Here is a 14,663-nt window from a genome sequence, read left to right as displayed (position 1 = left end):
TATTAAAAAAGTCAAGCTCTTGCTATAAATGAGTAAGGAAACGATCTTAGAATCCAAGCTGGGAAACTTCTTTCTGTCTCATTTTGTATACTAAAATTGGAACATAAGCCAGACAAAATAACACAAACATGACCAGTTGGCCGGAAAGCAAATACCACGGCCAAGGTCCTATATGATCCAAAAGTGAGGCTGACTCCGGTTTATGCATAGTAAAGAAGTAATTTCCACCAGAAAAATAGTTCACTATAAAAGAAAAGACCATGTAGACGTTTGCACCAAGAATTGCATTCACGATATCCTTAGCACGGATTTTCCATGACAGGCATACAATTCCATATAAAACGATGCTAACCAGGCCACAGTGCACCAACCAATATCTAAAAAATATAAAATGGGGGAATCTTTCCTTTAAATCCGGTGTAAGAATCGCCTGGAATGTCCCCACAATTACCCAAAAGTATAGCACTCCATAAAACCACCTCCTGTTGTACTTTAAAGCAAATGGAAACAACAAAGCCAAGATATTGCATAAATGAAAAGGTAAATCTTCCTTCCAAATAAATTCTCCACGCATTACCTTTATTAATGTACTGATCACAATACTAGCTGCCAGTACAAGCGAAAAGTAAAACGCAGACCGGTGTCTTTGCTTTTCTGGTTTAGTTCTCATTCTGGCTATCCAGAACATCGTAGCTATTATAAATATTGCAATTGGGATAATATGTTCGGCTGAGTACCTGATAAAACCAGTAGAAACTCCAAAAATCTGCTCTGTCAATCCATCCATGATTTTGATTGAAGCGGTAAAAGTAATTATTATATTCCATAATAATCATAGTGCCAAAATTTTGTTCGGCAACACCTAAAGAGTTGAATACAATCCATTTAACCTTCTTTTAACAAAGAAGAATTTATCTTTGATACTGATTTACTGTCCAATTCATAAACATAATTTATGATATTCATCAGCTATATATTTTCCTTAACATGGCTACTCCTTCAAAATGATCCTGAAGCTAAAAGAATTCTCGACAAGCTGAGTTCTACGTATAATACAAAAGTGGCTATGGAGCAAAGCTTTAAATACACGATAAAAACTCCAGAAGAAAAAGAACAGAATTATGAAGGTAAAGTCACTTTTAAAACGGAAATGTACAGAATTCAATTGCACGAGCAAGAAATCATTTTTGATGGAAAAGACCAATATACTTTTCTCAAAAAACAAAATGAAATCCAGATTACTCGTCCTGCTTCAACAGAAGTTAAATTCAACCCTTCGGCATTGATAGCATTGTTGAACTCTTCAAAATATGCAAATAGAATGTTAGCTCAAGAAAAGTTAAATGGCATCATCTTAAAAGTGATAGACTTCAAACCAACTAACATAAAAGACAATGTTTTCAAAATAAAATTATACTACCAGCCAAATGATAATTCCATCTCTAAAATAGAATTTTTTGAAAAAAATGGGAACCGTATCTCAATTCAATTTAAAAAGCTCATCAAATCAAGCAGTAATGATAACACATTTCACTTTGATGCAAGCCAGTTTAAAGCAGCACATATTGAAGATTTAAGAGAATAAACACACTAGGACTAATTATTCAAATTAATTTTACACTATGAAAATCTATTCTCAGGTGTTGCGACTTGTTGCTAAGAAAATTACTGCAACAGAATTATCAAAATCGAAAAAAGCACGACAAAACCAAGTAAAAATCTTCAAATCGATCGTCAAAAAAGCAAGGCAAACATCATTTGGAAAAGATCATAGGTTTGAATCTATCCATACCTATGATGATTTTAAAACTCAGGTTCCAGTTAAAGATTATGAAGCATTACGGCCCTATTTTGAAAGAACCAAGTCGGGTGAAATTAATGTTTTATGGCCAGGCAAACCAAAATACTTTGCCAAAACATCTGGCACAACTTCAGGAGCAAAATACATTCCAATAACAAAGGAGAGTATTTCCAATCATATTGAATCCGCACGAAACGCACTCTTTGCCTATGTGTCAAAAAATCAAAATTCAGATACTTTCCAAGGGAAGATGCTTTTCCTTTCCGGAAGCCCTGAATTAGAAAATCTAAATGGTGTTTTAACCGGGAGATTGAGTGGAATAGTCAACCATGAAATTCCAGTGTGGTTCCAAAAAAACAAGCTACCGGACTGGGAAGTAAACTGTGAACCAAACTGGGATGTCAAGGTGGATAAAATGATAGCCCAAATTCTCCCTACAGACCTTAGGGTGATCAGTGGCATTCCTCCTTGGATCCAAATGCTATTAGAAAGAATTTTGGAAATTACAAATGCAAAATCAATATCTGAAGTATTTCCGAATCTGGAATTATATATACATGGTGGTGTAAATTATAAACCTTATGAAAATAGAATCCACCAATTAATAGGCAAGCCTGTTCAACTTCTTGAAACCTATCCAGCAAGCGAAGGATTCTTCGCTTATCAAAACGACATGAATGATGAGGGCTTATTATTAAATACCAGCTCTGGTATTTTTTATGAATTTATCCCATTAAGAGACTTTAGTTTAAACCAACCACCTAGACTCTGTCTTCAGGAAGTTGAACTCCATCAAGATTACGCAATTGTAATTTCCTCTAACGCAGGATTGTGGGCCTATTCCATCGGTGATGTGGTAAGGTTTACGAGTCTTCAACCATACAAAATCAAGGTAACTGGAAGGGTAAGTCAATACATTTCAGCTTTCGGAGAACATGTCATTGCAAGCGAAATTGATGAAGCGATCACTGAAGCACAAAAAAAATTTGGTTTTCAAATTACTGAATATTGCGTTGCTCCCCAGGTAAATCCTAGCGATCAACACCTTCCATACCATGAATGGCTTATTGAATTCAAAGATGTAAATATCTCCATCCCAATAGATGCCATTGCCGAATTTATTGACTCCACATTACAAAATAAAAACAGTTATTACAAAGATCTAATTGAAAATAAAATTTTGGATAAACTCAAAATTCGTAGGATCAAAAAAGATGGCTTCAAAACATATTTGGTCAGTGTAAATAAATATGGGGAACAATTTAAAGTCCCACGTTTGAACAATGATCGGATGGTTGCTCAATCCATGAGCAATTTCGTTATTTGAAAGAGATGAAATTAAACCAAATCAGCTTTATACCTTTCTGAAGATTTTCTGTTACCATAAACCATTTGAACAAATGGTCCATTCAGAAAATCATCCACATCGATTTGGGACTGTAATATGGTGCCTTTATATTTTCCTGAAAGCAACATTCTTGCAGATTCAAGCATAGGGACTGCTGTACTTACCTGAATCGCCTTCAGTTTGAAATTTCCAATTTTCATAGCGTCAATACGATTACATTTCTCTATCATGTGCAATACTCCCTGAGGATCCCTACCCGTTATCGATGCATAATAAATAATAAAATCGTCTTCTACATGTGGCACAGACTTTTCCATCTTTGACAGGAGTTGGCTTTCTGGAGAGTCTTCTACAGTCAATTCGGAAACAAGCTTTTTCACCCAGGCATAATGTCCCGGGTATCTTATTGTTTTATAAGATAGAGATTGAACCTTACCTTCAAAATAATCGGGCAAATCGGCAGCTCCTCCAGAAGTAAAGTCATCTTCATAAAGAACACCGTCCAAAATAAGCTCAGTTGTTTGAGACAATGCAGGTACACGACATTTTTTGCCTTCCTGTATAACAATAGAGTCTTTTACATACTCAGTTGCAACTCCAATAGGACTCCAAGTAAAACCATAATAGTGAGGGCTTTTTGCTGTTTTTGTCAAAGCACCAACCTTCATTTCGACGGAATCTACATCTGTCCCATACCTTGAGACGAACTGTTTGTATAAAGAATGGGCAAGTACATTGATATAGCCGGGAGCCAAACCGGTCTGCAAGATAAAGCCGGTGTCCGCATTCTTAGCCATTTCCAGAATTTGAGAAGTTTCCTTCACGTATTCCGTAAGATTGACATAGTGTAATTTATATTTCATTGCCAATGCGGCCAATCTAGGAGCTTCAGAACCAGGAAGGCAGTCCAGAATAATATCGGCAGATCCAAATATATAGCTCATTTCTTCCGTCTCTCCTTTCAAAGGTATTTGGAATCCTTCAACTACTGAAAGTGTAGAAGTACCGGCAATGACCCATTCTGCCACCGATTTGCTGGCTTCTAAGTTAAGGTCACCGATGAAAATGTCGGTATCCAATTCAGGTCTTTCAGCTAAAATCAGAGCAACAGCTCTTCCTATCCCCCCTGCTCCGGCAACTATAACCTTATGCTTACTGTACATCTGACTCATTTTTTTCCTGAATTGTATTTAATCACAAAAACGAATAAACGGGTCTTTTGTTCTGTTGCACCGTGAGAAAAAGCATTCATGAAGAATCCATTACACATTTAATAATTTACATATATAATCTTTTTTATACATATTATGATTTTTTATAATGTATAAACATAAGATTATTAGAAAAAAATATGTTATAATTTTTCTTAATATCAAAAATGCATTTACCTTAGCGCCCGGTTTAATATTCAATCTACTATTCAGTTATGGCGAAATCTAGGAAAAAATCGAGCCAGGGTTCCATATTGGAATCATTGCTCAAATGGAAGTCTGATGATAGACTGACGAAGATCCTTGCGATGTTGTGTTTCATGTTAGCCATCTTTCTCAGCATTTCATTTACTTCATATTTATTTAGCTGGAAATCTGACCAAGACAAAGTCATGCATTATTCTTGGCACATCCTATTTAAGTCCGGTATAAGCGTAGAAAACTGGTTGGGTCGCTTGGGAGCCTTTGTTTCCCATATGTTTTTCTATTATGGATTTGGATTAGCAGGGTACCTATTCATACCTGTTCTGATCCACTTGGGATTCAGGTTTCTGTATAGAAATGAATGGATACAATTCCTCAGATTTTTTACACATAGTGTAGTGATAACTGCCCTTCTTTCGATGATTCTCAGCTTCGTGGGCCAATGGTCAAATTTTCCAATGGGAGGCTCTTTTGGACATAATTCTTGCAGATTATTATCCAGTTTTGTCGGTGACATTGGACTTGGCATTTCACTGATTTTCGGGTTGATATCGTTGTTTGTTTGGTACTTCAACCCTAGCTTACAAGCATTACAATTACAAACTTCAGGATCTTCGTCTCTGAGTAGTTTCTGGTCACCCAATTGGCTTTCGTTCAAATCCGAAAAAAGCGCCGGATCAGATAAATCTGACATGGCAAAATCCATGTCGGTACATACGTCGATGGATACAAAGGAAGACTCTGTGGATGGACCTGTTGATTTTTCAGATTATCATGCAGAAAAGCTTGGTTTCGTCCACTCTACAGGAGACACCCATGAACTTACAAATTTTATTAATGAAATACCAAGCTCAACGGGAGCTGCATCCAAGATTCTCGCATTAGAAATAAACGATACTCCACTGACTTCAACTTCAGATCAAGATACAGAACAAAACGTGCCTATGGCGTCAGAATCATCCGTCCTTCAAGAGGAGGACGGGTGGAGTTCTGATTCTATGGAACCCTTTGATCCAACCCTTGACTTAAGATCGTTCAAGATGCCTGGCCTGGAGCTCCTCCAAGATTACAGCGACCAAAAAAATGAAGTCGATCGATCTGAATTAGAAGCAAATTCCAATCAAATCATTGCAACACTCCAACATTACAAGATAGAGATTCAGAAAATTAAGGTAACTATCGGTCCAACCGTAACATTATACGAAATTGTTCCGGCTCCTGGAGTAAGAATATCCAGGATCAAAAGCTTGGAAGATGATATTGCATTAAGCTTGTCAGCTCAAGGCATTAGAATCATAGCACCAATTCCTGGCAGAGGTACTATAGGCATTGAAGTCGCAAACAAAAACAAACAAATCGTACCATTAAAGGAACTGCTCAAGTCCGAGAGATTTAACGACTCAAAATTAGAGTTGCCGTTAGCGCTTGGAAAAAACATTTCGAATGAAGTAGTTGTCGCAGATCTGACCAAAATGCCCCATTTATTGATAGCGGGAGCAACCGGTCAAGGTAAATCAGTTGGTATTAATTCGATATTAATGTCTTTGCTCTACCGCAAACATCCTTCAGAGGTGAAGTTAGTTTTGATTGACCCCAAAAAAGTGGAATTACCCATTTATTCTGAAATTTATAAACACTACTTGGCTCAACTTCCAAATTCAGATGAAGCAATAATCACGGATACTTCCAAAGTAATTTATACGCTCAATTCACTTTGCATTGAAATGGATCAAAGGTATGAGTTATTGAAAGCAGCGAGAGTCAGAAACTTGTTGGAATACAACGAAAAATTTAAAAACAGAAAGCTCAATCCGGAAAAAGGGCACAAATTTTTACCCTATATCGTGCTCATTATCGATGAATTTGCTGATCTGATCATGACCGCCGGCAAAGAAGTTGAACTTCCAATCGGCCGATTAGCCCAATTAGCTAGAGCCGTAGGGATACATTTAATCATTGCTACTCAGCGGCCTTCAGTCAAAATCATTACCGGATTGATCAAAGCCAACTTTCCTGGTCGAATTGCATTCAAAGTTTCTTCAAATATTGACTCAAGGACAATTTTAGATTATGGTGGTGCTGAAAGGTTAATTGGCCGAGGTGATTTACTTTATAGTGTCGGTTCAGACATCATACGATTACAGTGCGCTTTTGTAGACACACCAGAAGTTGAAAGAGTGATTAAACACATCAGCAATCAGCAAGGATATGCAAGTCCTTACTTCTTGCCAGAGTACAAAGGTGAAAATCAAGATGACCAAGAAGGGGGTAATTTGTCCGCTGGAGATATGGACGATATGTTGGAAGAAGCTGCAAGGTTAGTAGTCCAAAGCCAACATGGGAGTACAAGTATGATCCAGCGAAGACTAAAGCTTGGCTATAATAGGGCTGGCCGCATTATGGATCAAATGGAATCCCTTGGCATTGTGAGTTCAGCGGAAGGAAGCAAGCCGAGAGAGGTTCTGGTGTTCAATGAGATAGAACTGGATAAGATCCTAAGCAAATACAAATAAGACCAACATTTTTTTCAAGTAGTTGACCAACTGAGATTGATAGTAGATTATGCCCCGACTGACCATCGGGGCTTTTTATTTTAACCCTTTTGTAATCAATTCAGTTCCACTCTTTAACTGAATCATAAGCTTAATATCTTTTCCTAAATAAAAAAAGCCCCCCTTCAATTTCTTGAAGAGAGGCCATCCCAAAACCGATTTAACTTATCTCACGTATCGGACTACGTGTTGTCTCCTTTTCGCTACTCGCCGGCTTCCGGATCCTTGGCTTGGGTTGCCTTCGGTCCCACCGGACTAGCTCTGATCGTCGTAGATTACTCTACTACTACCATGCGCTTCGTAGCTGTATGGTTTGCTGCGTCTAACTGATAGTACAGTACGCCGCCGCCATTCAACTCTGATTTCTCGATCTTCTGTGTATTCAAGCCTTTTTGACCTTGGATCTCATACACTCGGATCACTTTACCTGTCACGTCGTAGATGCTCAACTTAACAGCTCCTGCTTCCGGTAATCGGTAGCTCACAACTGTCTCCTTGTTGAATGGATTCGGATTGTTCTGATACAACTCGAATACTCCACTCTCTACTACTCCTTGATCTGTTCTTGCATTCAAGCTCACGCCTTTCACTTCTTCACTTGCTTCGTATGCTTCTGCTGCTGTCACTTCACTTGTGATCGCCAACATGCCGCTTAACTTACCGCTGCGTACGCTGCGGAATACTACTGTGAATAATGTTTCGTCGCTACCATAGCTTGTTCCTGTACCGCTGTTCCAGCTCGTTGTCAAGATTCCTTCGTTCACGCGGTTCGTTCCAAAGTTGGATTCTGTTGTACCCAATACTCCGCTTTCTACTCCTTCAAAGTTCAACATCTCACTGTCAAACTTCAATGTGAACTGGTATCCACTGATGTTGCGGAAATCGCTTGACTTGAAGTTTACTTTGTATACTTCTCCTGCTACCATTTCCTGCTCATCGATTTCCATGCTCAACTTGCCCGATGTCCTCACGCTTCCGCTCATCACGTTGCTCGCTCTGGCATTGCCGTTCAAGTCTCCCATCTTTATCGCTACAAAGTCACTTTGTTTCACTTCTCTCTGCGTGCCAAACACCTCTGTGGCTGTGCGTGGTGCACCCCATGGCTGTGTTGGATCTGCAAATACATAGCTCTTCGGTACAAATGTCCATGATTCTACTGTTGCAAACTTGCTCGTAACTCCCAAGATCAACTTCCTGATCTCGCTGATGTCACTTGCTGTGATCTTGCCATTGTTTGTTACATCTGCTGCAATCAACTTGTATGGGCTTGTGATCACTTCCTGACCTAAGATATGCTTCTGTATCTTCACGATATCTGCTGTCGTTACTCCATTGGATGGATCTTCTGTTCTTGTAGGTTTTACTACATATGTTGTCGCCAACTTCAAGTCGCCAAATGTGTATGGGCTTCCTGTACGCTCTAACATCATATTTCCGTTTTCATACAACTCCATCTTCACCGGATTTGTCACGTCATTGCTTTCTGTTCGCAAATCTCCGTTGATTCTTCCTTTCAAGTCTACTATATCATCACAGATATCCTGATTGTCTTGTACGATGATTACTGTCTTGCAATAGTCTGTATTGCCTTCCAGGTCTTCTACCCACATTTCAACGTCTACGATCAACTCGTCGTTTGCTCCATTTGCTACAAAGTCGCTACAACAGATGGTCTTACTTGTTGCACTTGTATCTCCGTCAAAGTAGAACTTCAATCTGCTCTGTGGTGTACAATTGTCATATGAACCTCTGTCCAAATCTTTTGCCCAGATTGTCACACATCCATTGGCTGGCATTGGTACTGTGATCACTCCTGTCAAACAGTATGGTGTCGGTGCTTTGCAGTCCTTCACTTCAAACAATTCGTCTCTCACTCCGATATTTCCACATCCATCCTCTACGATCCATCTGATCTTGTGGATTCCGATTGGATACGTTCCACTTGCACAGAATGGGCTGTTTGGATTGTCTGCATATGGATTGTGTGTAAACTTCGGCACTTCTCCATTGTCAAACTGACGCTTCGTCAATGAGCCTACTACAAAGTCATAGCCACTGTGTGTGCCTACTCCGTCATTGTACAAGTCGATCTTGTATTCCCAGAATAACCAGTCTAGTGGGCTACAGTTGTCTGTTGCATCTGCACACAACTCGATATGACCTAAACACAAGCCTGTTGTATTGTCTAATACTGCCGGCTCACATGTGTATGGTCGCTGTGTTACCACAGGATCGTCGTTGTCTCTCACCTTGATCACCTGCTGATACTCCCATCGGCCTGTAAGGATGTTTCTGCTTGGATCGTACTGGCACCAGTCGATTACTGTCCACGTCCTGATCACTTTCAAGCACGCATCCGGCTCGATTGTAAATACTTCATCATCATATTCGATTGCGATCAATGCACAGTTGTCGTCTGCATTGTTCATCACTTTCGGTCTGCCCAATCTTGGATTGTCAGGGCTTAAGTCAGCTCCACATCCGTCGATCTCTACTCTTCCCGGTAAGCTCGCGCTGATACAGGTTGGCCATTCGATGTCGTCGTTTGGATCGCAATAGTCTGCAGGATTCACATAGAATGGATCACAGTCTACTATCCAGATCGTCTGCTGACGGCTCAAGGTTACTCCCGTTGACGTTCTTACTGTGAACGTTCTTGTCAAGACTCCTTGTCCGCACTTCACGTTGTCATCGTTTGGTGTCACTGTTACTGTTACGTTACAGCCACCCAACACATATCCATCAAAGCCCCATACCAACTCATACTTGTTGTCCGGATGGGCCGGATTGTACAAGCTGTTGTAGTAGTTACATGCTATGTTTGCTGCAGGTAAATTCGGTGGTACTGCCCCTGCTGATGGGCCAGGATAGTTGTGCAATGTATTTGGCACACAGTATCTCTGACATACCAGGTCGTTTGTTTTCACTTTCGCTCTTACGCTCAAGTCCGTTACGATTCGTCCAAATGTTGGATCCAATGGATCACGCAATTTTTCAAAATCATACCAGAACCAGCAGCTCACTACGATATTCGGTGGCGGTACCAATGTCGGTACTACCTTGTCTTGTACGTCGACTTCTACCATACAGTCGCTGTAGTGACCAAACAAGTCCCCTACAAACTGTAGATTCGGTCCGCTTCTTCCCATTCTGTTCGGATGGATTGGGCCCGTGCCCGGATCTACGTCAAAGACTCTCAACACTACCATGATCGTCTTGCCGGCATCTGCACAGCAGAACTTCGTGAAGTCGTCAAAATATACCTGATTGCCCGGTGCAAATACAGGATCCGGATCATCGTCTCCGTTCAATCCATTACATGCTACTCGGTTGTCTGTCGGTGGAAGGCGTCCGTTGATTGTGCCCAACAACTCTTCCATTCTGATCACTTTGAAATAAATGTGCGGTGAACAGTTGTCAAATGAACCATTGTCCAATGATTCTGCAAATACTTTCGTGATATTTTCTCCAGGGCTGACGCCGCCTACCAAACTCACTACTGTATTCCTGATACACACCGGTACCGGTGGTACATTGTCCAATACATTCAATCTCACAATCTTCTTCGTGATATTGCCACAACAGTCTTCTGCTACGATATATGCATTCTGGATTCCTCTCGGCAAGCCTGTTACTACATATCCACTCTCGTCGTTGCCGATTACTGTTCCGTCTTCTACTTCTACTGTATAGTGTATTTCATTGCTGCAGTTGTCTACCAACCAGGCCGGTGGTACTTCCCAGATTCCTGTACAGCTCCATACATCCATTGTTGCTACTACTGAATCCGGATACAATATTTTCGGTCCTTCTACGTCCGCTACTTTGATCACCTGATTGTGTCCGCCTACTTTGCCTGTACACCAATCCATCACTGTCCACTGTCTCAACACTTTGTAACAGCCTATTGGACCCGCATCACAGCCCGGTTTTGCCAAGTCAATCACGATGTCTTTGTACACTGTTCCAAAATTGCGACACTGCGTCGCCGGACGACCTGTTCCGTGCCACATCACGTGCGTGTTCGGTCCATAACAGTTCGGATTCAATGCATCCCAGTTCTTGTGTGCAGGATAATATACATCATCAGGACTTGGATGTCCGAAATTCGCATCGTTCACATCGTCGATACAATTCCAGCCCAATACTCTTGGTATCCTTCTTCCTGCTGCTCCTCCTACTCCCAAATAGATGTTTGGTCGGGTAGGATTTGCTCTCCAGTATACGCTATCCAACAAGTAGCCATCGATACAAGTATCCGGTGCTACTTCGTGTGGGGTAACGTCTTTGTTCCTGTCGATCTTCGCATCACAAGCCAACATCGCTTTATTGCCCGGTACGCCATCATAGTTTGATGGTGCCAATACGTCGTTCAGGTCGCCTATGCTCACTGTGATCGTCTGTACACAGCTTCCCTTGTTGCCACTGCCATCAATTGCTGTCCAGGTTCTTACTATCCTCTTGTCATAGCCCAATGCACAACTTCCTTGTGTCACATTGTCTCTGTAAGTCAACGTGTAGCTGCTACAGTTCTCGTCTACAACAGGTGTCCCTGTATTTGATGGTAATGTGCTCGCTGTACAACCTATTGTTACGTCAGCAGGACATGTTAATTCCGGTGCTAACTTATCTTCTATTGTGATATGACCCCAGCAGCTGTTGCCTGTCGCAGGATCGATTACTTTTGCTTCATAATTCTTGCCGATATCCTGTGATCCTACCTGACTTCCCGGTACTGCAGGTTGTCTATCAATCAACTGGCCTGTCGTCCAATTCCTGATCTCCACGATATAATCATCATAACATCCGTATGGGCCTCCTTCCAATATATCGTCTGCTCCTATCGTTGCAAAACAATTCTCGTCAAGGCTCACCTGAATATTGTCATTGCATGACAAACTTCTCTTCGGATTGGCATATGCATTTACACAAACGTCAAATGTGCAGTTCGTTACGTTACCTGATGCATCTGAGGCTGTATAACACAAGGTCGTACATCCTATCGGGAAGAAACATCCAGGACCATATGGTGCTCCACAGGTCTGTACCAATCTTACTCGATTCGATGTTGCAAGAGCATACCCGATGTGACCCATCCAGTTTGTGTTTCCAAATCCAAATGATGAGTTCACAAACGGTGCTGTAAATAAGCCTCCTGTGTACGTTGCTCCGTGCATAGGTGTATTTACGTTTGCATCTCCAAAGATTCCCGTGTTGCAATCATTAAATATGGATATAGCGCTACTTGCTTGTCCTGGAGTATGAATATAAATACCTCTTGTCTCGCCTGCTGCCATTGTCAAACAACCCACTTTTGTACTATCAACAATGATTGGATCACACGCTTTCAGGGTATCATAGGCTGTTCCTGTAACTAACTCAAATGTATCTCTTAAACCAGAGAATTGTCCTCCTCTATCTGATACTCTGCTAGCACACAAGGTCCATGCACTCGCCGTTGCTTGTACCGGTGCATGAGGGCCGGGTGCTGTACGATAATAGATATTATGCGTAATATTTGCTGCGATTGGTAACCAGCTAACTTCTTGTAAGTTCAACTGACCGCCTGATGTGTTCACCAAGTCGAACATCACGCCCCATGCGCCAGCTCCTCCGTTGATTTGCCAGTTATTTGTCAATCTACAAATCTGACCGGTACGATTTAAACCACCAAAATACTGACCGGCAGGACAATTGTCCATAGCCATGAATGGCGGTGCATTCCATGCCACTTGACATTCGCCGGGACCGGCGTTCAATGTAATTGGCTTCGTAGGACATGCAGGTACCAATGTCGGCGGCTCTAAGTCAGCGATATTGATTTGCTGATATGAAGTATCAAACGCTCCACATCCCAATGAACTTCTCCACAAGATGTGTTTCAATCCCGGTGTAGTAAACACGATGCCTGTTGCAGGACATGGTGTCATCGTCATATTGATACAAGGTACTGTCGCTGCTGACGGAGGTCCTGTCAATATTACGTATTGTACTGCTCTTCCTCCTGGAGCTCCTACTACAGTCGTTCCTACTGTACCTCCATTGTATGGTGATACTGTCAAGGCAGGTACGAATGCGATAGACGATGGTACTGTAGCAGGTGCAAATGCCGGTGCAGGTGTAGCACAGGCTACAGGTGCAGGTGTACATGTACCGGCCTGTAATGGAAGATTTGTCACTCCACTGTAGTTTGGCAATGCTTCAGGCAATGCAAAAGTCATACTCCAGCTAGTGAATTGGCCTGTTTCTCCACCCCATCCATTCGTGTAGACCAAGTCCCACTGACCACCTATATTGGTGCCCGCAGGATTGAAATCAAACAAACTGCATGAAGAGTTGATAGGTGGCGTTGCATTACAGTTTTGTCCAGCTCCCAAGTGGCTGGAAGTACCAACCGTACCTGTCTTAGGACGATAAAAACCTGTAATCGCGCCAGCAGTGGCAGGGTATATCCTTGATGCTGTATCACACAAAGTGACATTTACAGGTATATTGCTGCTTGAACTGTTTCCTATTGGATTCAACAAGTTCATATAGGTCCCGTTTGGTCTGCGCAAGTTCAACTGAAAGTCTCCTCCCCATGAGTTGATGATGAAGTTCAGTCCAACCGCAGTCAATCGGTAGTTATTTGGTGCACCTCCTCCCGTAAGTGGCGGTACTATCATCCTGAATTGTGTCGCTTGACCTGTGGCTTTGGTTCCTACACCACTACAGGTCACCTCTCCAACTGTGGGTGGCAATATACAGCCATAACCATCGTTTATGTTTGGATTCGTTACGTCTCCGCAGTTGTTTTGATTTGACTGGCTCGAAAACGTAATCTCTTGCCCATACATCTGAGCACTCAGACTCAGAAATATAGCCAATACCAAACCATATTGAAAAATGTTTTTAGTTCTTTCATGAAGTTTTGAGTTTACTAGTTATATAAATATGTTGGGATCAGATTTTTATTGTTTGCAGTAGATCCAGATACTCAGACTTCGCCAATACATTCGTGATTGTCGCATCCATATCGATCTCTCTGCCGTTCCTCATCACTACATACGCACTGTTTGTCTGCAAATTCAAATTGCTCAACAATACAGCTTTCGTGTCCATGTTTGGATCTACTCTCGTCTCCAGTGCATCGATCATTTGCATGTATAGATCGATCACCAATTTCTGCTGAGGATCATTCGCTCCTCCGCTCTTCCAGATTTGCTCCTTCTCGTGCATCTTCGTACGCAATGCGTCAATCGCTAGCGCCACAGGCTTCAATTGTGGTATGTTAATGGATTGTGCACTAACTGAAGAAACAGAAATAAATAAAAATAGAAATAAGCAGAAAAATGCCGTGCCTGACTTGGCAATAAACGAAGGCAAAACGAAATTCGTTTTTTTCATGAGTTATAGTTTTGGTTAAATAAAAAAATCAGGTATTCAATCTAGAATTTAATTCATACCTAAGAAAATCTGCTTCGTCTTTCTAAGTTATAAATTCCTTTTGATTCAATACTTCCGAGCAAAGATACAATTCTCCAATCTCATTTTATATATTTTGAAAA

General features: G+C 41.3%; 7 protein-coding genes. 3 read left to right on the top strand and 4 right to left on the bottom strand.

Going from position 1 to position 14,663, the window contains the following annotated elements; all coding sequences use genetic code 11:
- Nucleotides 1–46 precede the first annotated feature (46 nt).
- The gene (locus tag IPI99_10185; GenBank protein ID MBK7340883.1) at nucleotides 47–787 is read right to left on the bottom strand and encodes a TIGR02206 family membrane protein; all 741 of its coding nucleotides are present in this window, start codon (nucleotides 785–787) and stop codon (nucleotides 47–49) included.
- 168 nt (nucleotides 788–955) lie between these two features.
- On the opposite strand from IPI99_10185, the gene IPI99_10180 reads away from it, so the two are divergent.
- Nucleotides 956–1,585, top strand: a complete 630-nt coding sequence (locus IPI99_10180; GenBank protein MBK7340882.1) for an outer membrane lipoprotein carrier protein LolA — start codon at nucleotides 956–958, stop codon at nucleotides 1,583–1,585.
- A 37-nt stretch (nucleotides 1,586–1,622) separates the two neighbouring features.
- A complete protein-coding gene (locus tag IPI99_10175; protein ID MBK7340881.1) occupies nucleotides 1,623–3,128 on the top strand; it encodes a GH3 auxin-responsive promoter family protein in 1,506 nt (501 codons plus the stop codon).
- A gap of 11 nt (nucleotides 3,129–3,139) precedes the next feature.
- Here the strand turns inward: IPI99_10175 and IPI99_10170 are convergent, their stop codons facing one another.
- Nucleotides 3,140–4,312: a saccharopine dehydrogenase NADP-binding domain-containing protein gene (locus IPI99_10170; protein ID MBK7340880.1), complete on the bottom strand. Its 1,173-nt coding sequence runs from the start codon at nucleotides 4,310–4,312 to the stop codon at nucleotides 3,140–3,142.
- Between the two features lie 263 nt (nucleotides 4,313–4,575).
- Between IPI99_10170 and IPI99_10165 the strand changes: the two genes are divergently transcribed.
- Entirely contained in the window at nucleotides 4,576–7,077 is a 2,502-nt protein-coding gene (locus tag IPI99_10165) for a DNA translocase FtsK 4TM domain-containing protein (GenBank protein MBK7340879.1), read from the top strand.
- Between the two features lie 314 nt (nucleotides 7,078–7,391).
- Here IPI99_10165 and IPI99_10160 read toward each other — a convergent pair whose 3' ends face one another.
- Together IPI99_10160 and IPI99_10155 are read right to left on the bottom strand one after the other, a co-directional pair.
- The gene (locus IPI99_10160; protein ID MBK7340878.1) at nucleotides 7,392–13,982 is read right to left on the bottom strand and encodes an HYR domain-containing protein; all 6,591 of its coding nucleotides are present in this window, start codon (nucleotides 13,980–13,982) and stop codon (nucleotides 7,392–7,394) included.
- Between the two features lie 76 nt (nucleotides 13,983–14,058).
- Nucleotides 14,059–14,502 (bottom strand): hypothetical protein, encoded by a 444-nt coding sequence (locus IPI99_10155; GenBank protein ID MBK7340877.1) that lies wholly within the window; start codon nucleotides 14,500–14,502, stop codon nucleotides 14,059–14,061.
- Nucleotides 14,503–14,663 lie beyond the last annotated feature (161 nt).

Source organism: Saprospiraceae bacterium, assembly GCA_016710235.1.
In the GTDB taxonomy this organism is placed as follows: Bacteria; Bacteroidota; Bacteroidia; order Chitinophagales; family Saprospiraceae; genus Vicinibacter.
This window is presented reverse-complemented; position numbering and strand designations above follow the sequence as displayed.